Here is a 25,322-nt window from a genome sequence, read left to right on the forward strand (position 1 = left end):
CTGTTTTGTTCGCCGAATGGCCTAAGATAAGCAGGCCTGTTTTTTGCTTTGAACATTAAGCTTGAGGTGCTGCCGATGAAAAAATGCCCTGCTTGCGGTCATGAAAACCCGCTGCCCGAGACGAAATGCCCCAAATGCGGGAGTTATTATTCGAAGATCATCGAACTGATCGACCAGGAAGCCGCCGACGAAGAGGAACGGTCGTTTCGCGGCCAATGCCGGCGCATCTTCCAGGCGGACAACGTCAAACTCGCGCTGAAGGCCGAATGCAAACGCTGGTGGGCCGGGCTCGGCGGCCGCGCCAAGTTCACCCTGTTCGTGATCTTCGTGTTCGTGTTTGCGCTGGTGGCTACGGTTTTGTAAGACTTTTGCCCGGCTCGGGCATTGCTGTGTATTATCCTTGTTTTTTCTATTATTTTTGGAGTTTTGAATGCATCTGGTGACCTTGATAAAAGGCGACGGTATCGGCCCTTCGATTATGGATGAGGCCGTCAAAGTGATTGACGCGTCCGGCGCAAAGATTCAGTGGGAAGAAGCACACGCGGGCCTCGGCGCGCACGAAAAATTCGGCACGCCGCTGCCCGAAGAAACGATGGCATCGTTCGACAAAACCCGGGTCGCCTTCAAAGGGCCATTGACCACGATCGTCGGCACCGGCTTCCGCAGCATCAATGTCGCGCTGCGGCAAAAATACGAACTGTATGCGAACGTGCGTCCGGCCAAGAGCTGGCCCGGCGTCAAGACCCGTTATGACAATGTCGATATCGTGATCGTTCGCGAAAACACCGAAGGCCTGTACGCGGGCCTCGAACATTATCTGACGCCGAAAAAGGACATCGCCGAGAGTCTGGCGGTCGTAACCCGCGCCGGTTCCGAGCGGATCATCGACTATGCGTTCAAATATGCGCGCGAGAACAACCGCAAGAAGGTGACCGTCTGCCATAAGGCCAATATCCTGAAATACACCCAGGGCCTGTTTCTGGATGTCGCGCGCGAAACCGCGGCGCGTTACCCGGACATTCAGTTCGACGAAAAAATCATCGACGCAGCCTGCATGCATATGGTGATGAATCCGCAGCAGTTCGACGTGGTCGTCTGCACGAACATGTTCGGCGACATATTGTCCGACCTGACCGCGGGCCTGGTTGGCGGCCTGGGCTTGATTCCGGGCGCGAACATCGGCAACGACGCGGCGCTTTTCGAGGCGGTACACGGCAGCGCGCCAGACATCGCCGGTAAAAACCTGGCCAATCCGACCGCGGTAATCATGGCCGGCGCGATGATGCTGAGCCACTTGGGCGAGCAGGAAGCGGCCGACCGGGTGATCAAGGCAATCGAAAAGGTCGTGAATGAAGGCAAGTTCGTAACGCCGGATTTGAATCCGCATTCGAAAGCCGGCACGATCGAGATGGGCAACGCGATCGTTGACGCGATGGAATAAAATCCGCCGTTCCAATAAGCACAAGATGCTGAGCACTTTTTTTCACTCAGCATCTTGTGCAACCGCAATTTCAACTTGATGAACCTTCAATGCCAACACAAGCCATTCAAAATTTAGAAATCACTAATTTTAAATGCTTCAAGGACCTGAAGGTTTCCGGGATTGGTCAAGTTAATTTGATTGGCGGCAAGAATAATGTCGGTAAGACGGCATTTTTAGAGGCCGCCGAGCTATTTTTAAGTTCAAAAACAGCTTCCGACTTGATATTCATGCTCGACACTATCCTAAAAAGGCGACAAAATGAAATAAAGTATTGTGAACTAGACATTTTCTACTCCAATGAAAATAACATAACACTTTCAACCCTCCATCTTAAATCCTGCCGAATTAAACGTCTTAGCGATTACATAGATAATTCAACGTCAATCGGTGATAAAGGGTTACCAACCGAGGGATTATCTTTTTTTCTAAAAAATGAAGATGGCTATGAAGACGAAAAGAGCCTCCCTTCGTATATGTTTACAAAACCCGAATCTAATGACTTTGGTATAGATTTTTGGAAAAAATTCAGTGGAATAATTACATATATCTCGTCAGCAAAATTAAATGAGCAAGATATTGCTATTTTATTAGGGTCACTAGTTGATTCGGATAAAGAAGATTTTTTAAATCAGTCGCTATCGTTATTTGACCCCAATATTGTCTCAATTAAACAAATAACAACCAAACATGGCGTTGTCCTAAAATTCAAGTTAAAAGGCCAAGATAACTTAGTTCTTTTATCATCCTTAGGCGAAGGTGTTAATCGCTACATTGCTATCCTATGCGCCATTTGGGCCAACAAAGATGGCTTTTTATTGATCGACGAAATCGAAAACGGTATCCACTACACCAACTATAAAAAACTCTGGGAAATCATTTTCGAGGCCAGTGTCGCGGCTAACTGCCAGTTGTTCATCACTACGCATTCGAAAGAATGCATCAGCGCCTTCAACGACGTGCAGTTCGAAAACGAGACATGCGATACCCAATATTTCGAATTCTATAATAATCTGAAAACCGGATTGATTGACGCATCCGGTATCGATAAAGAACAACTGCGCTATTCGCTGACTCACGAAGGAAGGATACGCGGTGAGTAACAATTTATTGATCGTCGAGAGCGAAAACGACAAGTTATTCATCGAACGTCTCAAGCAGGAAATTGCCACTGCCGATTTTGAAGTCGACACCCCGATTTGCACGATCTCCGAATATGAATGTTTGGGCGGTTTGTCGCTCACGGCTCTCGAAAACAAACTAAAGACAATCAAACGCGATATCGAAAAAAAAGGCCTCGACAAAATCGGCATCCTAATCGATGCGGACCAAGAAGGCATCGACGCCAGAGTTCAACTTGTCAATCAAGCAATCAAGTCGCTTGATTCTGAACTGACGATTTCAGCAACAAACACTTGGTATCCAAGTGCATTGTTGGACGTTCAAATATCCTGTCATGTGTTGAATGTGAACGGCAGCGGCGAACTGGAAACCTTGCTCAAAACGATCAAGTCGAAAGATTCGAATTATGCCGATTGCCTCTTGGCTTGGCAAAACTGTTTGGCCGCCAAAAATAAACCGATCAAAACCAAGGATTTCGATAAATTTTGGCTCAGCGTCTATCTGCGTTACGATGGCTGCGCGAATGCAGAACAAAAACAGGCCGGCAGAAAATGCAACCTTGAGGCAAGCCTCAAAAAAGACCTTTGGGACTTTTCCCATGCCTGTCTGGATGATCTAACCCGGTATTTGCGGACGTTCAATCCCCAACATTAACCTATCATCTCCCTCATTGAATTTTATCTAGGAATACTCGAAGGAATTCCCCCATGTTAGAACACTACCGTAAACACGTCGAAGAACGCGCCGCCGAAGGCATCGTGCCGAAGCCGCTCGACGCGCAGCAAACCGCCGCGCTGGTCGAACTAATCAAAAATCCGCCGGCGGGCGAAGAGGCGTTTATCCTGGATTTGCTCGCGAACCGGATTCCGGCCGGCGTTGACGATGCGGCTTACGTGAAGGCCGGATTCCTCGCGGCGATCGCAAAAGGCGAGGCGACCTCGCCGATTCTGTCTCCCGCCGAGGCGACCCGGCTGCTCGGCACGATGCTCGGCGGCTACAATGTCGCACCTTTAATCGACCTGCTCGATCATGCCGAACTGGCGCCGATCGCGGCGAAGGCGCTGTCGCATACGCTGCTGATTTTCGATGCGTTCCACGACGTGCAGGCCAAGAGCGATGCCGGCAATGGCTATGCGAAACAGGTGATCCAGTCCTGGGCCGATGCGGAATGGTTCACGGCCAAGCCGGAAGTCCCGGCCAAACTGACCGTGACCGTGTTCAAGGTGACCGGAGAAACCAATACCGACGACCTGTCGCCCGCGCCGGACGCCTGGTCGCGCCCGGACATTCCGCTGCACGCGAAAGCGATGCTGAAAATGCCGCGCGAAGGCATCACCAATGCCGAACAGCAAATCACCGAACTGAAACAGAAAGGCTTTCCGGTCGCCTATGTCGGCGACGTGGTCGGCACCGGCTCGTCCCGGAAATCGGCGACCAACTCGGTGCTTTGGTACATGGGCAACGACATCCCTTACATTCCGAACAAGCGCGAAGGCGGCGTTTGCATCGGCGGCAAGATCGCGCCGATCTTCTTCAACACGATGGAAGACTCCGGCGCCTTGCCGTTCGAATGCGACGTGGCCGGCATGTCGATGGGCGATGTGATCGACATCTATCCTTACGACGGCGTGGTCAAGCGCCACGGCAGCGAGGAAATCGTCTGCCGTTTCGAACTGAAAACCGACGTGCTGCTCGACGAAGTCCGCGCCGGCGGCCGGATTCCGCTGATCATCGGCCGCGGCCTGACCGACCGGGCGCGGAAGGCCTTAGGATTATCGCTTTCGACCGTATTCCGCCGCCCCGGCAGCGTTCAGGACAGCGGCAAGGGCTATACCCTGGCACAAAAGATGGTCGGCCTCGCCTGCGGCATCAAAGGCGTCCGCCCGAACACCTACTGCGAACCGCACATGACCACCGTCGGCTCGCAGGACACGACCGGGCCAATGACCCGCGACGAACTGAAAGACCTGGCCTGCCTCGGCTTCTCGGCGGACCTCGTGTTGCAGTCGTTCTGCCATACCGCCGCCTATCCGAAGCCGGTCGATGTCGAGATGCAGCATACCCTGCCCGACTTCATCATGAACCGCGGCGGCGTTTCGTTGCGCCCCGGCGACGGCATCATCCATTCCTGGCTGAACCGGATGCTGCTTCCCGATACGGTCGGCACCGGCGGCGACTCGCATACCCGCTTCCCGATCGGCATCTCGTTTCCGGCCGGCTCCGGCCTCGTCGCCTTCGCGGCCGCGACCGGCGTGATGCCGCTGGATATGCCGGAGTCCGTCCTGGTGCGCTTCAAGGGCAAGATGCAGCCCGGCATCACGCTCCGCGACATGGTCAATGCGATTCCTTACGCGGCGCTGCAAAAGGGCCTGTTGACGGTCGAGAAAAAAGGCAAGAAGAACGTATTCTCGGGGCGGATTCTCGAAATCGAAGGGCTGCCTGACCTGAAAGTCGAACAGGCGTTCGAATTGTCCGACGCCTCGGCCGAACGCTCGGCGGGCGGCTGCACGATTCGCCTGAACGAGGCGCCGATCCGCGAATACCTGACCTCGAACATCACGCTCTTGAAATGGATGATCGCGGAAGGCTACGGCGACAAGCGCACGATCGAACGCCGGATCAAGGCGATGGAAGACTGGCTCGCCAATCCGGTATTGCTGGAAGCCGATGCGGACGCCGAATACGCGGAGATCATCGAGATCGACATGGACCAGATCAAGGAACCTCTCTTGGCCTGCCCGAACGATCCGGACGACATCAAGCCGCTGTCCGAGGTCGCCGGCACCCCGATCGACGAAGTCTTCCTCGGCTCGTGCATGACTAATATCGGCCATTTCCGCGCCGCCGGCAAACTGCTCGAACAGCAGAAGGGGGACCTCCCGACCCGCCTGTGGGTCGCGCCGCCGACCAAGATGGACCAGAGCCAGCTGACCGAAGAAGGCTATTACGGCACCTTCGGCAAGGCCGGCGCGCGGATGGAAATGCCCGGCTGCTCGCTGTGCATGGGCAACCAGGCGCGGGTCAAAGAAAATGCAACCGTGGTGTCGACCTCGACCCGCAACTTCCCGAACCGGCTCGGCAACGGCGCGAACGTTTTCCTGGCCTCGGCCGAACTGGCGGCGGTGTGCTCGATCCTCGGCAAGATCCCGAGCGTCGAGGAGTACATGCAATATGCCGCGCAGATCGACAAATCGGCCGCGGATACCTACCGCTATCTGAATTTCGATCAGATCAAAAATTACCGGGAGAAAGCGGATAAGGCCGCACTGAGCGTTTAAGCGGATTTCCGAATAAATACTCGGTTTTCGGGGCGGCCGACGCCGCCCCTGCCTGCGGCCTTTAAAATGGAATTGAATTAAGGAGTTCCCTAAATCGGTTGATTATCCGGTTGCCCATCTTCGTTTCGCAACCCTGTTCGCGTCATGCTGAAAAGAATCCTGAAGAAAGCCAAGCCGCCCCCCCTTTCCCCCTTGCCCGACTTGTCCTGCGAACTGGAACGGCGCTATTTCGCTCTGGTCGATCAGGCGCATATTCAATATGACGCCGCGCAACACGGCGTATTGGCGCATCTGCAAGATCTCTTGAACGACCTTGCCGCCAACGCCTGCCACGACAACAAACCGGCCGCGCAAAAATTTTTCTCCCGCCGCCCGCCCCGCTGCAAAAGCCTGTATATCTACGGCGGCGTCGGCCGCGGCAAATCAATGCTGATGGAGTTGTTTTACGAATCCTGTCCGTTCCCCCAAAAACGGCGCGTGCATTTCAATACCTTCATGATCGAAGTGCATGCCTTTGTGCACCGCTGCCGGCAGCAAAAAATCGCCGACGCCTTGCTGGTGCTGGCCGAGCAAATCAGAAAGTCGACGCGCCTGTTATGTTTCGACGAATTCCATGTGACCGACATCGCCGACGCAATGATTCTGGGCCGCCTGTTCAGCAAATTGTTCGAACTCGGCGTCGTAACCGTGATGACCTCGAACCGGCATCCGAACGATCTTTATCAGGGCGGCCTGCAACGGGAGCAGTTCCTGTTTTTCATCAAGGTGTTGCAGAATGAAGCCAACATTATCCAGCTGGCGGCCAAAAAGGATTTTCGCCTCCGCCATCTGCACGCGTTGAAAACGACCTATTACACCCCGCTGGACCCGGATGCCGACGCATTCCTCCGGCACAGCTATGACGAATTGACGCATTTTTCCGAAATGCAGCCGGTCGAGTTGCCGGTATTCGGCCGCACGGTACGCCTGACTGCGGCGCATGGCGATGTCGCCTTTACTTCTTTCGAAGAATTGTGCGTGCAGCCTTTAGGCGCGGCCGATTACCTGAAAATCGCCGGCGAATTCAGCACGATCATCATGGCGAACATTCCGAAACTGACCTCCGCTTACCGGAACGAGGCCAAGCGCTTCGTGACCTTGATCGATGCGCTCTACGAACACAAGGTCAAATTGATCTGCACCGCCGAGGTGCCTGCCCGCGAACTCTATACCGAAGGCGACGGCGCCTTCGAATTCGAACGCACGGTGTCGCGGCTGATGGAAATGCAGTCGGAGAGCTATCTGCGCAGCGAGCATCTTTGCGATGTCGAGCCGCGGGATCGATAGCGCTGGACATCCGGGCCTAAATTGTCAATTAGGGATCAATCAAAATCCCCAACACTCCTGCGATGCTTCGGAGAAAACAATTTCCTTGTAGCCTCTTTCCTTGGGAATCACCTCAGGTACTACGATGGGCGGAATACTGACACTCTTCGGCAAGGGGGGCTGATATTTTTCGGTTTCCGCATCGCCCGATGCCAAAATATGGTTTTGAATCAATCGGGCGCGCACCACGTGCCGGCTCAGCCCAAGCAACCTCGCCGTAGCCAGTTGATTGCGGCCGGTGTGCTTATACGCGGCTTGTAACAAGGCGTGTTCGACACGGGCATACAGATCCGGGTGTTCCTGCTCGCATAAGGTTTGCAAGACGCTGTCCAGTTTCTCAAAATCTCCCGCCTCGGACTCTACCGTTTTAGAAAAACTGAGCGCCTGAGAGAGATTTAAATCGGTCGGCGTAATGGTCAGATCGCGAGCCACCAACAAGGCGTGATGGATCGCATTTTCCAATTCCCGAATGTTGCCTGGCCAGGGATGCGTTAACAGGGCTTGTTTGGCGGCGGGGGAAATCGTGGTTCCGGGGCAGCCGAGACGCTGTCCGTAGACCTTCAAGAAATGCCGGGCCAACGGCAAAATATCCCCGGTGCGCTGCCGCAAAGGCAACAAATTCAATGCCGCCACATTCAGCCGGTAGTACAAATCCTCACGAAACCGGCCGGCCATGACCGCCTCTTCCAGTTTGACGTTAGTTGCCGCAATCAAGCGCACGTCGATGGGCGTCGCCTTATGGGATCCGACCCGCACCACCTCGCGTTCCTGCAAGACCCGCAATAACTTGACCTGCATCGACTGCGGCAAATCGCCAATCTCGTCCAGAAAAATCGTGCCGCCGGAAGCGGCCTCGAACCACCCTTGTTTGGTCGTCACCGCGCCGGTAAAAGCCCCTTTCTCATGGCCGAACAACTCGCTTTCGATCAAGGTTTCCGACAAGGCGCAGCAATTGACCGCCAAAAACGGCCCGTTGCGTCTGGCGCTCAGCTCGTGGATGTGGCGGGCAACCAGTTCCTTGCCGGTGCCGGTTTCGCCAATGACCAGTGCATTTAACTCGCTCGGGGCAACCCGCTTGATTCTATCGAGCAGTTCTCTGGACTTTGGATCTTCGAAAACCAAGGCGGACGCTCGAATCGAGAGCGCCATCTCGGCAGGATTAGCAAAGGCAAGTAAAGACATAAGTAAAAACAGGTCCCTTGAAGTCACAACTGACTCCAAGATAGCATGCGCGTCTCAAGTTATAAAATGATCAAGATCAATATTAGTATGCCTAAATGTAATAATGATCTGATTTCCGGACAGATCCTGGCTTGTTGAGCCGGGATCTGCCAAGCGTCCGCCAATCCTCCGGCGTCAAGCCGCCTCGAGCGCCTGTTCCAGATCCGCGACAATGTCGTCGCTGTGTTCTATCCCGATCGATAAACGCACCATGTCCTCGGTGACGCCCGCCTTGACCAGCTCTTCAGGAGACAGTTGCCGATGCGTGGTCGATGCCGGGTGGCAAGCTAGCGATTTGGCATCGCCGATATTCACGAGGCGGGTGAACAGTTTTAGCGCATCCTGAAAACGTTCTCCCGCCTTGCGGCCGCCTTTCAAGCCAAAAGTCAGAATGCCGGACGCGCGTCCGCCCATGTATTTATCGACCAGCGCTTTATCCGGATGGTCTTCGAGCCCCGCGTAGTTGACCCATTCCACCTTGACGTGGTTTTGCAGGTAGCGCGCCACCTTGACGGCGTTTTCAGAGATCCTGTCCATGCGCAGCGCCAGGGTTTCTATGCCTTGCAAGATCAAAAACGCATTGAAGGGCGAAAGGGCCGCGCCGGTATTGCGTAACGGCACGACGCGGGCCCGGCCGATGTAAGCGGCAGGCCCCAGGGCTTCGGTGTAAACGACGCCATGATAGGACACGTCGGGCTCGTTCAGGCGAGGGAAACGCGCTTTATGTTCGGCCCAAGGGAATTTGCCGCTATCGACGATCACCCCGCCGATGCTGTTGCCATGACCGCCCAGATATTTGGTGAGCGCGTGCACGACAATATCGGCGCCGTGCTCGATCGGACGGCAAAGATAAGGCGACGGCACCGTGTTGTCGACAATCAGCGGCACGCCGTGGCGGTGGGCAATGGCGGCCAGCCGTTCAAAATCGGTCACGTTACCGAGCGGGTTGCCGACCGATTCGCAGAAAACCGCCTTGGTTTTGCCGTCGATCAGCGTCTCGAAAGCTGCGGGATCGCGATAATCGGCAAAACGCACGTTGATGCCGTATTGCGGCAGGGTGTGGGCAAAGAGATTGTAAGTGCCGCCGTACAGGGTGGCGGCGGAGACGATGTTGTCGCCGGCTTCGGCGATGGTCATGATCGCGTAGGTAATCGCCGCCATGCCGGAGGCCAGCGCCAGCCCGGCGATCCCGCCTTCCAAGGCGGCCACGCGCTTTTCGAGCACGTCCGAAGTCGGGTTCATGATGCGGGTATAGATATTTCCCGCCACTTTCAAATCGAAGAGATCGGCGCCATGCTGGGTATCGTCAAAGGCGTAAGACGTGGTCTGATAAATGGGCACGGCCACGGCTTTGGTGGTCGGGTCGGGGCTGTAGCCGCCGTGTACGGCGATCGTTTCTAGTTTCATGGGCTTCAGGGTTGACGAGGTTGATGGGGTCTGTAAAGGTCTGGTTTTCGGTTCTGATAACGGGCTTGGGGACATACGATGGCATTGCCAGTCTCGACGCGGCCTCGGCTCATCCGGCCTTGGCTTGCCACTCGACTTTTCCGGTATCGCCCACGGGGCTTAAATGGAACACCGGTTTGGCGCGTGTTTTTTCAGGGGCTTTTGCGACCGGCAACAAAGGGAACAGCAATTCGGCCACCCGGTAGGCTTCTTCCAGGTGCGGGTAACCGGAGAGCACAAAGGTTTCGATGCCGAGATCGGCATATTCCTGCAAGCGCTTGGCGACCGTTTGCGGATCGCCGACCAACGCAGTCCCTGCGCCGCCCCGGACTAAACCGACACCGGCCCATAAGTTGGGGGCGATTTCGAGGTTTTGCCGGGAGCCTCGGTGCAGACTGTTCATCCGCCGTTGCCCCTCGGAATCCGAGCGGGCGTAGGCGCGCTGCGCGGAAGCAATCGCCTCATCGTCGACATGGCGGATCAGCGCATTGGCCGCCGCCCACGCTTCGGCTTCGGTTTCCCGAACGATGATGTGTATGCGCAGGCCGTAACGCACGACCCGCCCGGCCAGCCTGGCGCGAGCTTCGAGATCGGCGATTTTTTTGGCCACCGCCGGCACCGGTTCGCCCCAGCTCAAATAGTGGTCGATATACTCGGCGGCTAATTGATGGGCGGCAGGCGATGAGCCGCCCAAATATAACGGCAGACTCGGCGTCTGCGCGGGCGGAAAGGCCAGTTTCGCGTTATCGACCCGGATATGCTTGCCGGCAAAACTGACGGTTTCGCCCGCCAATAAGCGCTGCCAGACGGTCAAAAACTCGGCGGTCAGGACATAACGCTCGTCATGCGCCAGGAACAAGCCGTCGCCGGCCAGTTCAACCGGATCGCCGCCGGCAACGACATTGACCAGCAAGCGCCCGCCGGAAAACCGGTCCAGGGTAGCCGCCATGCGCGCCGCCACCGTGGGCGTGGTCAGGCCGGGACGAACCGCCACCAAAAACCGTAAATTCTCGGTCGATTCAATCAACGAGGCCGCGACCACCCAGGAATCCTCGCAGGTGACGCCGGTAGGGATCAGAACCCCTCCATAACCCAAAGTATCCGCCGCCTGGGCTATCTGGCGCAAATAGCGCAAGTTCACTTCGCGCGCACCCTGAGCCGAACCCAGGTAGCGGCCGTCGCCATGCGTCGGTAAAAACCAGAAAACATTCACTTTCTTGTCTCCAAATTCATTATGGTCGTGTCCTGCATCCGCATTCATTTCGCACTCAGCGTTTCCCAGGGCAGATTGTCCAGATTCAGCAAATGCCCGAGCTTCTCGGATTTAGTGCGTAAATAGACGATATTCTCGCGATTGGGAACGGGCTCCAGCGGCACGCGCTCGACGATTTTCAGCCGGTATCCCGCCAGTTCGCTGAACTTGGCCGGGTTATTGCTCATGAGCCTGATCGTCGTTACCCCCAAATCTCTGAGGATCTGGGCGCCGACATCATAGCTGCGGGAATCAATAGGCAAACCCAAATCCAAATTGGCTTGTACGGTATCCCGGCCCTGATCCTGCAATTCATAGGCGCGCAGCTTGTGCGCCAAACCGATGCCGCGGCCTTCATGCCCGCGCAGGTAAACCAAAACCCCGCTGCCTGCCTGTTCGATTTTTGCCAACGCCATTTTGAGTTGATTGCCGCAATCGCAGCGCAACGAGTCAAGCACATCGCCGGTTAAACATTCGGAATGCACCCGCACCAGGACGTTCTGCTGTCCCGTCACCTGGCCTTTGACCAGGGCCAAATGCTCGGAACCGTCGAGCACGGAACGGTAAACATGGGCGGTGAAAACCCCAACGGCGGTGGGTATCCTGGCTTCCGAGACGTGCTCGACCAGTTGTTCGTTACGGCGGCGATAGGCGATCAAGTCGGCGATCCGGATAAAGGGCAATTGATGTCGGCTGGCGAATGCCCGCAGCGCCTCGCCGCGGGTCATGCTGCCATCGTCGTTCACGATTTCGCACAACACACCGGCCGGATACAGACCGGCCAAGCGCGCCAGATCCCCGGCCGCTTCGGTGTGTCCCGGCCGCGCCAACACCCCATGCGGCCTGGCGCGTAACGGAAACACATGGCCTGGGCGCGCAAAATTGTCGGCGGTACAGGCGGGATTCGCCAAGGCCCGGAGGGTGGCGCTGCGGTCCGCGGCGGAAATGCCGGTGCTGGTGCCTTTGTTCAAGTCCACCGACACGGTAAATGCCGTGCCATGGGCATCGGTATTGCTCGCGACCATCGGCTCCAGATGCAGCGCCTCGACGCGCTCGCCCGGCAGGGAGACGCAAACGACGCCGCTGCTATGCCGTACCAGAAAGGCCATTTGTTCGGGCGTGATTTTTTCGGCTGCGATGATTAAATCGCCTTCGTTTTCCCGGCTGGCATCATCGGCCACCACCACGAAGCCGCCGTTGCGGATGGCTTCCAGCGCCGTTTCTATTGTGTCGTAACTCATTGTTGATCCTTAGGAGTAAAAGCTCGGAGTGGGCGGCTTGGCATTCAACACCCATTCGCCAAGATCGCGCAGCTTATAATCGACCGGGTCGTGCAGCGAATGGGTGCGCAGATTGCGCCAATAGCGGTCGAAGCCGGCTTTGGCGCTGGTAGCCCGTGCGCCGGTGACTTCGAACAAGCGCTGCGTCACGTCCAACCCGGCGCGGGTGGCCAGGACTTTGGCCGTCGCGCTGGCGATCGCCACGCTGCCGCGCTCCGCCTCGGTGAGCGCATTTTCCTGGCGCCAGGCAGCATCCAGTAAACTGGCGGCATAATCGGTCGCCAGCGCGGCGGCGTTCAGATCGACCCAAAACTCGCCGTACTTTTTGAGCACATAAGGATCGCGGGTCGCGCTTTCCACGCCGGACAAAAACCAGGCCCGCGACTGGCTGCGGGTATAGCCGATCGCTTCCGCCAAGGCGCCTTCCCCGATCCCCAGGTAAATATTGATTAGCACCAGCTGCGCAATCAACGGACGCAAGGTGGCAAACACGCTGCCCAAGGGTCCGGGCTGACTCAAGATTTCCTGGTCATAGATGCGCACCCGATCAAAATCCACCGTGCCGCTGTCGGTCTGTCGTTGCCCCATATTGTCCCAATCCGAATGAATCCGGATGCCCGGGCGATCGCTAGGAATCGCGGCGATGACCAATTTGCCGCCCGCCTCGGTCAAGGCCGATACGATCAAATGATCGGAATCGCTGGCGCCGGAGCAAAAGCTTTTGGTGCCGTGCACCAGCCAGTCCTGGCCGTCGGCACTGATCTTGGCGCGGGTGTCCAGAGGGTTCAGGGTGTTGCCCCAAAACCAGCTGTTTTTAACCGTTTCGCGGTAATAATGCGGCCATTGGTCGCCGAACAGCCGCAGCGTCGCCAGCAGCAAATGCTGGAAACCGAACAGATGCCCGAGCGAGCTGTCGGCCCTGGAAATAATGCGCACGATCTGCAAGGTATCGTGCCAATCCAGGCCGTGCCCGCCGTATTCGCCCGGGATGATCAGGTTTAATAGGCCGCTTTGACGCAGGCTGTCGCGCTCGTTTTTAGCGGTGCCGCCGCGCCGATCGCGTTCCACGGCGGTGGCGGCAAACTCCGCCGCCAATTGTTCGGCCTTGTCGAACAACGCCTGAGTCTTTGCCTGCGCCTGCTTGGGAGGATTCGCCTTGCTCATCAGGCGGCCACTTGGTCGGCTTGCCGCGCTTCCAGTTCGCGGACCAAAGGCAAAACCCGCTGCCCGAAATAGTCGACTTCTTCCTGGAAATGCAAAAAGCCGGTCAGGATCAAGTCTACGCCGACTGCTTTCAACGCGACAATACGTTCGGCGATTTGCTCGGGCGTGCCGATCAGATTGGTCTTGAAGCCGTCGTTATATTGCACCAAGTCCTCGAATGTGGACTTGGCCCAGTTGCCCTCGCCTTCCGGGGACGCTTTTCCCGCCTGCTTGGCTTCATGTCCGAATGCATTGACCGCTTCCGTGTCGGCTTTTTCAATGATTTCATTCAGCACCGCCTGGGCTTCCGCCTCGGTGTCCCGGGCGATCACGAAGGCATTGACGCCGATCTTGACCGCATGGCCTTCCTTGGCCGCCTTGGCGCGAATATCGTCGACCTGCGCCTTGATGCCCTCCAGCGTATTGCCGTTGGTGAAATACCAATCCGAAACCCGGGCCGCCATATCGCGCGCCGCCCTGGAACTGCCGCCCTGAAAGATCTCCGGATGCGGTTGTTGCAGGGGTTTCGGCTTCAGGGTGAAATGGTGGAAACGGTAGAAATCGCCGAAAAAGCTGAAATCGTCCTGCGTCCAAATGCCTTTCAGCGCGCGGATAAATTCTTCCGAACGGCGATAACGTTCGTCATGCTCCAGCCACGGCTCGCCGATCGCGGTAAATTCGGTTTTGAACCAGCCGCTGACGATATTGACGGCGATACGGCCGGCCGTCAGGTGGTCGATCGTCGCAATCTGCTTGGCGACGACGGCCGGATGCCAGGGTCCCGGCAAGATGGCCGCGATCACCCGCAGTTTCTGGGTGGCCGCCAACAGGGCATGAGTGAAAGAGACCGACTCGTGCTGATACTCCGCACCATAACCCGCGGTGAAACGGATCTGCGTGAGGGCGTAGTCGAAGCCGCTACGCTCGGCGATTTGCGCGAGCTTGCGGTTATAGTCGATATCCCAGCTGGTGCGTTGCTCGATTTTACTGACCAGCAGGCCGCCGCTGACATTGGGCACCCAGTAGGCGAATTTGATCGGGTTGTCGCTGTGATGTGATGGGCTCATGTGGATTTCCTCACGCGGCGTCGCTGGCCAGGGCGTTCAGCGGCGCGCCATTGAGTATGACCGTACCGGCCACCTCGACCGGCCGGGTCAGGGTATCGAGCACGGGGCAGTGCGCTTCCACAGCCGCCACCAGCTGGCTGATCGTTTCCGGGTCCGCAGGACTCTTCAATGTGGTTTCGAAGCTGATTTTCTGGAAACCGGAGGGCACCTCTTGCAAGCCGAAGAGCCCGTTGAGATCCAGGTAGCCCTTGGCGCTCACCTCGACGGCCTCCAACGGGATGCCCAACACGGCGGCGTAGGCCGCATAGACGATTTCCTGGCAGGTGCCGAGCGCGGCCAGGATCAGCTCGACCGGGTTTGCCCCCGCGTCTCCCCCACCCAGCTCGGGGGGTTCGTCAATGATCAGCGGCGGAAAATCCCGCACTTCGGCGGCGCAGCGCACGCCATCGAGCAGGCGGGTCTGCGCCTTGAAGACCAGGCGGGCGCCCGCCGGATTTTGTTGCAGGGCGGCAATGGTGTTCTCTAATGTGGCTTTCAAATCATTCTGTGACATGTGAATCTCCGAAATATTGAGCTGGGGCTGTCGATTGAGAAGGCTGGCTTCGCGCCTATTCCTTCCCATCGAGGCGTGGCAAAGGTTGATAAATCGAAACGCTCTTGCAGGCTTTACTCGCCGCCTGCCTCGAACAGCTCCAGCGGCAATCCCACCAGCGCCTTGCCGATCCATTCGCGGGCGATGTTGTTCGACGGCCCCATGCCGATGCCGGCGCGGGCATCACGGAAGATGCGTTCGATCGGGCCTTTCTTGTAACCGTAACCGCCGCTGACATCCAGGGCGTTGCGTGCCGAGATATTGGCGACTTCCGCCGCATGCACCTTGAATTCGGTCAACGGCAGCAGGATTTGCCCTTGCGGCTGACCGGCGGCCTGCAATTGGTCCAATTGCCGCGCCAGATCGTGCTGCCAGGGGCGCAGGCTTTCGACCAACACCTTGGACTCGCCCAATTGCTGGCGCAGCACTTGGTAGTCGGACAGTTTGCGGTTGAAATCGCGGTGAATGGTGCCGGTCAGATGGTCTGAAGCTTTTTCCAATGCCGCCCTGGCCACACCGTGCCAGACAGAGCCCAGACCGACCAGATAGACCGGCGATACGCCGTGGTAAACGATGTCTTTGCCCTGGCCTTCGTCGCCCAGGCGATCGATGCTTTTCACATTGACATCCTTATAGGTGATCGGCCCGCTGTGGTTGCCGCGCACCCCGAGCGCTTCCCAGGTGCCGTGCGTGATGCCGTCCAGTTTGGAATCGACGATGAAGAAGCTGATATCGGTAGGGCCTTTGGCGCCCGGCGAACGGGTTTGAAAAATATAGTAATCCGCTTGTCCGGCACTGGTGGTAAATGACTTTTCCGCATTGAGCAGATAGTTATCGTCGTTGCCACGGGAAGCTTCGCTGAAGTTAAACCACCAGTGTCCGCCCGAGGCTTTTTCGCTGGTCGAATAGGTGCCGATCAAACCGTCGCGGGCAGGCTTCAACCAACGTTCTTTTTGGTCGTGGTTGCCGAATAAGTTGATGGTCTGCGCCGCACCGGTGTGCATCACATAGACCAGGCCGGTCGAAGCGCAGGCGCGGCCGATTTCTTCCGCCACGATCGAAAAGGCGACATGATCCAGACCCAGGCCGCCGTATTCCTTCGGAATCAGCACGCCATTCCAACCCGCCCGGCCCAAGGCCTCAAGATTCTCCCGCGGGAAAACGCCCTGGTCGGTTTGTTCGGCATTAGGCCGGATGACTTCGTCAACCAAGGTGCGAATTTCGGAACGGATTTTTTCGTAATCGTGTACAGACATGATGCTCTCCTTAAGCTACTTCACATAATTGGGTTTGATCCGCGCGGATAAGCGCCGCGACAACGGCTTGGCGCGCTGCCGCATGGATGCGTTCATTGACGATGGCATCGCTAAAGCGTGATCCGTCATAGTTCTGTTCGGTGGCGTAGATGCCGGAAGGGACGGTTTGCGCACCGAAGAAGCCGAATAGCGGCCGCAGTTGATGTTCGATAATCAGGGCATGCTTTTCCCCGCCGCCGGTGGCGCCGAGAATCACCGGCACGTCGTTCAGCGCCTTCACATCCAGAAAATCAAACACATGCTTGAATAGGCCGGTATAGGAACCTTTGTAAACCGGTGTGACCGCTACCAGGATGTCGGCCGACCCGATAGAATCCAGCACGGCTTTGCCACTATCGCTCAGCTCGCCCGGATGACGGGCTGGACCGAACACCGGGCCCAGATCAGCCAAGCTGTGAGTTATGACTTCAATACAAGCTTGCGGGTAAGCTTGCTGCTTGATGGCTTCCACGATTTGCTCGGCCAATGCGAGCGTCTTGGACGGCAGCCCTAGATTGCCCGAAACAACCACGACTTTTAATGTACTCATGTTGATTGCCTTTGTACGGTTGAAAAATCCCAATGCCTGCAAAGCATGGGTACTGTACTTAAGCTTTAGCACCGATTATGCCAACACGTAACCTATTGTTTTTTAAATGATTGCCGAGAGCCTTATCGATTTGAATGCCGATTTTGCAGCAGCGAATCACAACGATTGCCGCTACAGCGGCAATCGTTGCGGGACATGCAACCGGCAACCCCAGCGTTAAGGCTGTGCAAGATCATTTGGCACAATACCTGCTGCTTCTGTGGCTTGAACACCAGCCGAAGCGAAGATCGCTTCAACACATTAGCCAAATCCGAGAATTGACAAGATGTCCAGACCGATAATCGACATGCGCAGCCGACCTGCGTTTCTGCATGATTTTTATGGCGCAACGCCGGCAACACCCGAATACGAAACCGCCAAATGGCTTAATCGCCGCTTGGGCTCTAAACAGGACGATCACTTTGTCCGCTCGCATACCCTGGATGGGTTTATCGAGGAAATTCGCGAGGTGGGTATCCGCCATGCGGTCGTCGTCGGCCGCGATACGCCCGACATCACAATCTCCAACGAGACCATCCGGGACATTACCTCGCCGCACCCGGAACTGATCGGCATCGCCTCGGTAAACCCGCAGGCGCTGGATAGCCGTGCCATCGCCGAAGCCATTGAAAAGGCCGTGAACACACTGGGTTTGAAGGGAGTTAACATAGAACCCGGATTCGGCGCGCCGCCCATTCAGGCCGATGACCCGTTGCTCTACCCGATTTACGACGCCTGCGAGCAACTGGATGTACCGGTGTTTTTAATGTCAGGTCCGACCACGCCGAACCTGGAATATGCCAATCCGGTCGCCGTCGGCAAGGTGGCCAGGGCTTTTTCAGGTTTGCCTATTGTCTGCTACCACGGTTTTTATCCGTATGTGAACGAAATGATCGGCGTCGCGTTTCGCTATGAAAACGTTTACGTCGTCCCGGACATGTATATTTTTCTGCCGGGCGGAAGCCTGTATGTGGAAGCGGCCAACGGTTTTATGAAGGAGCAATTGCTGTTTGGCAGCTCGTATCCGTTCCGGGCGATGGGGCAAACGCTCGATGACTTTATACGGCTCGGTTTACACGAGGAGGTGCTGGATCGGGTGTTGTATCAAAACGCGAAGCGTTTATTGCGGATTTGACCGATAGGCCGGATTTGCCGAATAATCCCAGCGCGGATTATTCGGCATCTTTCCGTTAAAATTTGAAATTCGCGCCCGCCCCCAACGCCCATTCGCTGGCATTCACATGGTAATCGCCCAACGCCAGCGTGCTGCGGTCTGCGGTGCCTTCAAAGGCATAGGCCGCAAACGAATCCAGTCTGAACTTGGGTGTAAAGGCGTACCCCACACCGGCGGTGACGGTATGCTCCCAAACGACCGGGCCTAAAGTCGTTTGTACGACTTTAATCAAATCATTGCTGTTAAGCACACCGGGAACACTGGTGTCCAAAGGCAGCGTCCCTACACCTGTAAAGCCGCCCACCGTGCCGTTCGGTTCGTCGCGCAGCAACTTTGAGGCATAACTGTAACCTGAGCGGAATTGCCAGTTGCCGAGGCTATATTGGCCACCCAACATGGCCAGGAATTGATCCTTGTAGACATCTTTATACAAAGACGATTTGGACCAGTTTTTCCAGGCGACGTCCGCCTCCAATAACAAGTTGGGCGTCGCATTGGCCGCGATACCCCAGGTAACCTCCAGCGGTTGTTCGAGCTTGACGTCCTGGTATGCCTGGCTGCCGCCCACGGTGGTCGACAAGACATTTTGATAGTGGTATTGCAGAGGGGTCTTGATCGAGGCACCCAGCTTCACATCCTGCGTGAGCTGATAGGTTGCGCCCAAGGCGCCGCGAATCGAAATATCATGTACGCTGGACGTCGTCCCGCCAAAATCGCCCGACAAGCCGGCGAGCCCCGTCGTATTGCCGGCAGTCCCGAATTGGCCCAAACCGAATCCCACCGTTAATGCGGCCCCTAACGACAAATCCGGCGTCACCTCATAAGCCGCCCCCACGTTGGCGCTAAACGACAGTAACTCTACGTCCAACGGCAATGTCGCCGCGCCGCCGAGCCCGGCGCCACCCAGGCCGAGTCCGGCCCCGGCGTTGATCGGATGGGTGCGATAATCCGCGCCCAAGCCGGAATCCACCCCGACGCCGGCACCAACCACAAAGCCGGGCAAGACTTCTCCGCTGAGCGCCACATCCGGCGCGATATAATTCTGCGCCAGACTGTGGGATCGGTTGGTGAAGCCGTTATTGCTTTGATAATTGTCCACATCCGGCTCGAGGATGGCGGCGCCTAAGCCAAAATTGAAGCCTTTAAACTGAGTCAGAGTGGCCGGATTGCCAAACAACGCCGCGGAAACTTCTTGCGGCTTGGTATAAGCCGCGCCGGCCATACCGCCGGCAATGGGTTTTGCAGACAAATTCAGGTCAGTGCCGGTATTCAGCGCCAATACGCGAGGCGATGCCGCACTGGCTAGCGCCAATAACATCACCTGATTAAACCGCCATAGATTGATGCGTCTGTCATTTCCGAGAGGAATCGATGCTGTGTTCATTGTTAAACTCCAATAAAATATTTTCAGGTATCGGCCACGTCCGTTTAGCTTGTCCGAATAGGGTTCATAAAGGACAAACACGTTCTGCCTGAAAGCCTCTATTGCGAGCTTTGTGCCAAACATAACTCATTGTTTATAAATAACTATTTATAACATCTCGATTATTAATGCCGCGCCAGCAGCAATGCTGTAGAAAAATTGCCGCTCTTGGCGCAACGCGCCATCCCCTGTCGCGCGGATTCTCCGCTGATACTAGAGAGCAAACAGAGTTGACGCTAGCGATTGCCTGACAAATCCTTGGGTACCCGTTTTCCTTCAATAGCAAGAGGGCCCTTGCCCGGATCAATCGTCAGCAAAGCTACCCCCAAACCGGTAAAAAAGAGTAAAATACGGGGTTTTAAACCGCATTCGGCTTTTGCCCCGCGAGTATCCCATGCATACAAAATACAAAACCGACGACCTGAGAATTTGTGAGACGAAGGAAGTCATCGCGCCCTATCAGGTGCATGATGAAATGCCGATTACCGACGAAGCGGCCGAAACCACCGCGAAAGCGCGTCAGGAAATTCATCACATTCTGACCGGCGAAGACGATCGGTTGCTGGTGATAGTCGGCCCTTGCTCGATCCATGACCCGGCCGCGGCGATCGATTATGCCAAGCGCTTGAAGGCGGTCAAGGACGAACTGGCGGAAGATTTGCAGCTCGTGATGCGGGTCTATTTCGAGAAACCGCGTACGACGGTCGGCTGGAAAGGTCTGATCAACGATCCGGATATCGACTCCAGCTTCAACATCAACAAAGGCCTGCGCATTGCGCGCCGTTTGCTGCTCGATGTCGCGAATCTCGGCATGCCGGCCGCGACCGAATACCTGGACCTGATTTCGCCGCAATACATTTCCGACCTGATTGCCTGGGGCGCGATCGGCGCGCGTACGACCGAAAGCCAGGGCCACCGCGAGCTGGCCTCCGGCGTGTCCTGCCCGATCGGTTTCAAGAATTCGACCGACGGCACGATCAAGATCGCGATCGATGCGATCGGCGCGGCGATGAGCCCGCATCACTTCCTGTCGATGACCAAGGGCGGGCATTCGGCGATTTTCTCGACCACCGGCAACGAAGATGTGCACATTATTTTGCGCGGCGGCAACAACCGGCCGAATTATGACGCGGTCAGCGTCGAACAGGTCGCCGAAGGCCTGGTCAACGCCAAGCTCAGACCGAACATCATGATCGATTTCAGCCATGCGAACAGCCTGAAGCAATGCCAGCGCCAGCTGATCGTCGGCGAGGATGTCGCCACTCAAATCGCCGGCGGCGATCACCGCATCATGGGCGTGATGGTCGAAAGCAATCTGGCCGCAGGCAAGCAGGACGTGGTGCCGGGCAAACCCTTGACCTATGGCCAAAGCATTACCGACGCCTGCCTCAGTTTCGAGGATACCGTGCCGCTGCTGCACAGCCTGGCGGAAGCCGTGCGCGAGCGCCGGTCGCTGGACAGCAAAGGAGCTTAACCGATGAATATTATTGTGAACGGCGCCGCGCGCGAGTGCGCGGAGCACAGCACCGTCGCCGCCTTGATTGCCGCGTTGGAATTGAACGGCAAGAAAATCGCGGTCGAATTGAACCAGGAAATTCTGCCTTATGATCAATATGGCGAACAGGCATTGAAAGACGGCGACCATATCGAGATCGTACATGCGATCGGCGGCGGCCAGGACGACTCTTTTGTGATCGCCGGCAAATCCTACCGCTCGCGCCTGTTGGTCGGCACCGGCAAATACAAGGATCTCGAAGAAACCCGGCTCGCGACCGAAGCCTCGGGCGCCGAGATCGTGACCGTCGCGATCCGCCGCACCAACATCGGCCAGAATAAGGACGAGCCTAACCTGCTCGACGTGATCTCGCCGGACAAATACACGATCCTGCCGAACACCGCCGGCTGCTATAGCGCCGAAGAAGCGGTCCGCACCTGCCGACTGGCCCGGGAGCTCTTGGGCGGCCATAAACTGGTCAAGCTGGAAGTATTGGCCGATCAGCTGACGCTGTTCCCCGATGTCGCGCAGACCTATATCGCCGCCGAACAGCTGGTCAAGGAAGGCTTCGAGGTGATGGTTTACACCAATGACGACCCGATCGCCGCGAAACGGCTCGAAGAGATCGGCTGCGTCGCGGTGATGCCTTTGGCCGCGCCGATCGGCTCGGGCCTCGGTATTCGGAACCCCTATAACATCCTGACCATCGTCGAAAACGCGAAGGTGCCGATTCTGGTCGATGCGGGCGTCGGCACCGCCTCGGATGCGGCGATGGCGATGGAACTCGGCTGCGACGGCGTGTTGATGAATACCGCGATTGCGGCCGCGAAAAATCCGGTGCTGATGGCGTCCGCGATGAAAAAAGGCATCGAGGCCGGGCGCGAAGCGTTTTTGGCCGGACGCATGCCGCGCAAACGCTTCGCTTCCGCGTCTTCGCCGATCGAAGGCTTATTTTTTTAAGCCCGCATTTTCGAACGAAGCAAGGTACGCTCGACTGCATGGATGCAGGAGGTAGAGCAATGCAGGAGCAATTGCCGAGTGCGTACCTTGCCAATACCCCAAATATCCGAAACCATCAGAAACGGTACGCACCGCGTATCCTACTATCCGTCCATGTTGTCCGAAATTCAGTTTCCTCGCAAAATCAAAAGTTTCATTCGCCGCCAGGGGCGCCTGACCGCCGGTCAGCAGCTTGCCCTGGATAACCAGTGGCATGTTTACGGACTCGATCCGAATATCGATTATGATTTTGCCGAGGTCTTCGGACGTAACGCGCCGCGCTGTATCGAAATCGGTTTCGGCAATGGCGAGAGCCTCGCGAAGATGGCGGCGGCGAATCCGGAAATCGATTATATCGGCATCGAAGTGCACCGGCCGGGCGTCGGCCACTTGTTGATGCTGCTGGCAGAGAAGAATCTGACCAATGTCAGGATCTATTGCCATGACGCGATCGAGATCCTCGAAAAACGGGTGCCGGACGACAGTTTAAGCGGCGTACATTTGTTTTTCCCCGACCCCTGGCCGAAGAAAAAACATCACAAAAGACGCATCGTGCAGCCCGGTTTTACCGAGCTATTGAGCAGAAAACTGAAGACGGGAGGCTATTTTCATGCCGCCAGCGACTGGCAGCACTACGCGGAACAGATGCTGGCGGTGCTATCGGAACAAAAACGGCTAGCGAATGCCAGCCCCGGCGCCGCCTATTGTCCGCGCCCGGACTACCGGCCGCTGACCAAATTCGAGCAGCGCGGCATCAAATTGGGTCATGGGGTGTGGGATTTGATTTTCAGGAAACTCTGAGACTCTCTTCGAAATTCCCTTCGCCTTCCCCGCCCCAGAAGGGGTTAGGGAAAGTCAAACGGGGCAAACGTCAACAGGCATTACCGCCCGTGCAGACAGTCACTTGTTGTCGAACTGCAAGCCTTCCATCCGCATCAGCTTGATCATCATCGACAGCTCTTCGCGCCGCCTTCTGAGCTGTTTCAATTGCTCTTCAAGCGCGGTAATGCTTTCGGCGACGTTGCCTTTCGAGTCATTGATCTTTCTGAGCATCAACAGGCGTCCGTCGATCTGCTTTTTGTAATCCTTGATCTGATGCATCAGCGGCGTCATCACGTTACCGCTCCAGGTCGCCGCATCGTCGTGCGCCTGCTTAAGGATGTGCCGCGCCTTCGCGATTAACGTGCCATAGAGCTTGTTGATCACGATGCTTTGCTCGGTCATCGTTGTCTTGGCGCTGGCGCGGAAAGCCTCGCCCTCGGCAAAAACCTGCTCCAGCTCGAACTGATAGGTCGAGATCGAAAACAGCTGCGGCTCAATCTCGACAAAACCGTATTCATCCTTGAATTTTTTGTGGATCGCCTTGACCAGGCGGCGGGTTTCATTGGTCAGGTCGACCGACTCCTGTAGCAAATCGCGCAATTCATCGAACAACTTACGTATGTTTTGTTTCATGCTGTAAGTCGTCAGGCTCTTGGCCATGTCATCGCGGGTTCTGTTCACGATCTCGTCGATTCTTTCCTTAGCGAACGAGTCGACCAGCATTTTTGCCTGCGTCAAAAACACCTGGCGGCTGGTCTGGAAATTCTCGACCGTCGCCATGTACTGGTTCTGCTTGTCACGCATTTCGGCCAGCAATTTGCCGGTCATGTCCTTGTTCTCGAAGTCGATTTTTTTGACTTCCTCGAGTTGGGAAATCGAATTGCTGTAAGACGAATCGGTCAGGCTCAACGACTCATTGACCATGAAGCCGATGTCGCGAATGATCGCATTCATCAGGATCGTCCGGCGTTCCTTTAAAATATCGTTGGCCAGATAATTTTCGAGCGTCGCCAGCCGGCTTCTCTCGAGCAAATCCGTATCGTTTTTGACCTTGGCCAGCAAGGCCTGCTTGGCCGACACCGGGAAAATGGCCTTTTGATTGATTTTCAGGGTTTCGGCCGAAGCCTTGATCTGCGATTGAATCGCGCTTTCATAACCTTTTTCACCGGCCAGATCATCCCACATCGCGTCGATCTTGTTCATCACGACCGCGACGCTTTGCTTGCTGCCGCTGCTGGCCTTGAATACATGGCTGCGCCACATTTCCAGATCGCTCTTGGTCACGCCGGTATCGGCGGCCAGCAAAAACACGATCGCCTGCGCGCTCGGCAACATGCTCAAGGTCAATTCCGGCTCGGTGCCGAGCGCGTTCAGGCCCGGCGTGTCAAGGATGGCCAGCCCTTCCTTCAATAAAGCATGCGGAAAGCTGATCAGCGCATGCCGCCAGCACGGTATTTCCACTTTATCGGGATTCGCGTTGCCCTGCTCGGCGGCCTCGCGCTTGTTCCATAAGCCCAGTTTTTCGGCAAGCTCGCGCTCGACCGGCTTTGTCGCCATCAGTTCCATGAAAGCTTCCTGCATTTGCGCAGGCGAATTGCAATCCAACGGAATATGTTTCCAGCGCTTGGGCTGCTGTTTCAGTTCGACCAGGGAAATATCTTCCAGACGCGTTTCGATTGCTAACAAGCGGATATAGCTGCCGCCCGCCTCATCCCAAAACAATTCGGTCGGCGACATCGTGGTGCGGCCCGGCGACGAAGGCAATAGTCTCAGGCCGGTTTCGGCAAAGAATAGCGCATTAATCAGTTCGGTCTTGCCGCGCGAAAATTCAGCCGCAAACGCCAGCGTGATCCGATCGGACTTCAACCCGCTCAGGATGTTCAAAATCGTATTGTCGCTTTGCGTATCCTGCAAGCCATAGCGATGACGCCATTGCTGATACATGTCGATCGTTTGTATCAATTTTGCACGCCACTGCGAATATTCGCGCATTTGCTCTTTAAATTCCAGATTCCTCATGGCAAGCCTTTTGTTTCTCAATATGCGTCTGTTAAGAGTCGAATGTCTGGATCAACAAGATGTTGAAATTCAAACTGTTAAGAAAACAACTCGCGCAAACGGAAGCGCAAGCGCTTCCTCGGGAGAGTTTGCTTTAAAGTGTAGACCATATTTGATTTTGGCATAGTTGAATGCCCGGTTTTTTGCCATGCTCCGCAATT

General features: G+C 56.3%; 21 protein-coding genes. 10 read left to right on the top strand and 11 right to left on the bottom strand.

The window, feature by feature from the left end:
- Positions 1–75: 75 nt before the first annotated feature.
- The 6 genes from METLA_RS0113175 to zapE all read left to right on the top strand — a co-directional run bounded on the left by METLA_RS0113175 (position 76) and on the right by zapE (position 7,206).
- Positions 76–363, top strand: a complete 288-nt coding sequence (locus METLA_RS0113175; RefSeq protein ID WP_024298992.1) for a hypothetical protein — start codon at positions 76–78, stop codon at positions 361–363.
- A 67-nt stretch (positions 364–430) separates the two neighbouring features.
- On the top strand, positions 431–1,441 hold the full coding sequence (locus METLA_RS0113180) for an isocitrate/isopropylmalate dehydrogenase family protein (RefSeq protein ID WP_024298993.1): 1,011 nt from the start codon (positions 431–433) through the stop codon (positions 1,439–1,441).
- A gap of 89 nt (positions 1,442–1,530) precedes the next feature.
- A complete protein-coding gene (locus tag METLA_RS0113185) occupies positions 1,531–2,583 on the top strand; it encodes an AAA family ATPase (RefSeq protein ID WP_024298994.1) in 1,053 nt (350 codons plus the stop codon).
- Complete coding sequence (locus METLA_RS0113190) at positions 2,576–3,256, top strand: DUF3226 domain-containing protein (protein WP_024298995.1); 681 nt, start codon at positions 2,576–2,578, stop codon at positions 3,254–3,256. Before METLA_RS0113185 ends, METLA_RS0113190 begins: the two co-directional genes overlap by 8 nt.
- A gap of 53 nt (positions 3,257–3,309) precedes the next feature.
- Positions 3,310–5,880, top strand: coding sequence for a bifunctional aconitate hydratase 2/2-methylisocitrate dehydratase (gene acnB / locus METLA_RS0113195; RefSeq protein ID WP_024298996.1), 2,571 nt, complete (start codon positions 3,310–3,312; stop codon positions 5,878–5,880).
- 144 nt (positions 5,881–6,024) lie between these two features.
- Positions 6,025–7,206, top strand: a complete 1,182-nt coding sequence (gene zapE, locus METLA_RS0113200) for a cell division protein ZapE (protein ID WP_024298997.1) — start codon at positions 6,025–6,027, stop codon at positions 7,204–7,206.
- A gap of 39 nt (positions 7,207–7,245) precedes the next feature.
- On the opposite strand, the gene METLA_RS0113205 is transcribed toward zapE, so the two are convergent.
- The 9 genes from METLA_RS0113205 to METLA_RS0113245 form a co-directional block, all read right to left on the bottom strand.
- Positions 7,246–8,427 (bottom strand): sigma-54 interaction domain-containing protein, encoded by a 1,182-nt coding sequence (locus tag METLA_RS0113205; RefSeq protein WP_024298998.1) that lies wholly within the window; start codon positions 8,425–8,427, stop codon positions 7,246–7,248.
- Between the two features lie 174 nt (positions 8,428–8,601).
- Complete coding sequence (locus tag METLA_RS0113210; protein WP_024298999.1) at positions 8,602–9,873, bottom strand: bifunctional O-acetylhomoserine aminocarboxypropyltransferase/cysteine synthase; 1,272 nt, start codon at positions 9,871–9,873, stop codon at positions 8,602–8,604.
- A 109-nt stretch (positions 9,874–9,982) separates the two neighbouring features.
- Complete coding sequence (gene ssuD, locus METLA_RS0113215; protein ID WP_245598795.1) at positions 9,983–11,173, bottom strand: FMNH2-dependent alkanesulfonate monooxygenase; 1,191 nt, start codon at positions 11,171–11,173, stop codon at positions 9,983–9,985.
- Positions 11,170–12,405: a bifunctional 3,4-dihydroxy-2-butanone-4-phosphate synthase/GTP cyclohydrolase II gene (locus METLA_RS0113220; RefSeq protein ID WP_024299001.1), complete on the bottom strand. Its 1,236-nt coding sequence runs from the start codon at positions 12,403–12,405 to the stop codon at positions 11,170–11,172. Before METLA_RS0113220 ends, ssuD begins: the two co-directional genes overlap by 4 nt.
- Before the next feature lie 9 nt (positions 12,406–12,414).
- Positions 12,415–13,608, bottom strand: a complete 1,194-nt coding sequence (locus METLA_RS0113225) for an acyl-CoA dehydrogenase family protein (protein WP_024299002.1) — start codon at positions 13,606–13,608, stop codon at positions 12,415–12,417.
- On the bottom strand, positions 13,608–14,714 hold the full coding sequence (gene sfnG / locus METLA_RS0113230; protein WP_024299003.1) for a dimethylsulfone monooxygenase SfnG: 1,107 nt from the start codon (positions 14,712–14,714) through the stop codon (positions 13,608–13,610). Before sfnG ends, METLA_RS0113225 begins: the two co-directional genes overlap by 1 nt.
- Before the next feature lie 10 nt (positions 14,715–14,724).
- A complete protein-coding gene (locus METLA_RS0113235; RefSeq protein WP_024299004.1) occupies positions 14,725–15,267 on the bottom strand; it encodes an OsmC family protein in 543 nt (180 codons plus the stop codon).
- Between the two features lie 113 nt (positions 15,268–15,380).
- Entirely contained in the window at positions 15,381–16,562 is a 1,182-nt protein-coding gene (locus METLA_RS0113240) for an acyl-CoA dehydrogenase family protein (protein WP_024299005.1), read from the bottom strand.
- Positions 16,563–16,572: 10 nt separating this feature from the next.
- Positions 16,573–17,151, bottom strand: coding sequence for an NAD(P)H-dependent oxidoreductase (locus METLA_RS0113245; protein ID WP_024299006.1), 579 nt, complete (start codon positions 17,149–17,151; stop codon positions 16,573–16,575).
- Positions 17,152–17,476: 325 nt separating this feature from the next.
- Between METLA_RS0113245 and METLA_RS0113250 the strand changes: the two genes are divergently transcribed.
- On the top strand, positions 17,477–18,325 hold the full coding sequence (locus METLA_RS0113250) for an amidohydrolase family protein (RefSeq protein ID WP_024299007.1): 849 nt from the start codon (positions 17,477–17,479) through the stop codon (positions 18,323–18,325).
- 55 nt (positions 18,326–18,380) lie between these two features.
- Here METLA_RS0113250 and METLA_RS0113255 read toward each other — a convergent pair whose 3' ends face one another.
- Positions 18,381–19,748 (bottom strand): OmpP1/FadL family transporter, encoded by a 1,368-nt coding sequence (locus tag METLA_RS0113255; protein WP_024299008.1) that lies wholly within the window; start codon positions 19,746–19,748, stop codon positions 18,381–18,383.
- A 433-nt stretch (positions 19,749–20,181) separates the two neighbouring features.
- On the opposite strand from METLA_RS0113255, the gene METLA_RS0113260 reads away from it, so the two are divergent.
- The 3 genes from METLA_RS0113260 (at position 20,182) to trmB (ending at position 23,082) form a co-directional block, all read left to right on the top strand.
- Entirely contained in the window at positions 20,182–21,261 is a 1,080-nt protein-coding gene (locus tag METLA_RS0113260) for a 3-deoxy-7-phosphoheptulonate synthase (RefSeq protein ID WP_024299009.1), read from the top strand.
- Between the two features lie 3 nt (positions 21,262–21,264).
- The gene (thiS, locus tag METLA_RS0113265) at positions 21,265–22,242 is read left to right on the top strand and encodes a sulfur carrier protein ThiS (protein ID WP_024299010.1); all 978 of its coding nucleotides are present in this window, start codon (positions 21,265–21,267) and stop codon (positions 22,240–22,242) included.
- A gap of 153 nt (positions 22,243–22,395) precedes the next feature.
- A complete protein-coding gene (trmB, locus tag METLA_RS0113270; RefSeq protein ID WP_024299011.1) occupies positions 22,396–23,082 on the top strand; it encodes a tRNA (guanosine(46)-N7)-methyltransferase TrmB in 687 nt (228 codons plus the stop codon).
- Positions 23,083–23,181: 99 nt separating this feature from the next.
- Here trmB and METLA_RS0113275 read toward each other — a convergent pair whose 3' ends face one another.
- Positions 23,182–25,122, bottom strand: coding sequence for a dynamin family protein (locus METLA_RS0113275; RefSeq protein WP_024299012.1), 1,941 nt, complete (start codon positions 25,120–25,122; stop codon positions 23,182–23,184).
- Positions 25,123–25,322 lie beyond the last annotated feature (200 nt).

It is taken from the genome of Methylomicrobium lacus LW14 (assembly GCF_000527095.1).
Classification (GTDB): domain Bacteria; phylum Pseudomonadota; class Gammaproteobacteria; order Methylococcales; family Methylomonadaceae; genus Methylomicrobium; species Methylomicrobium lacus.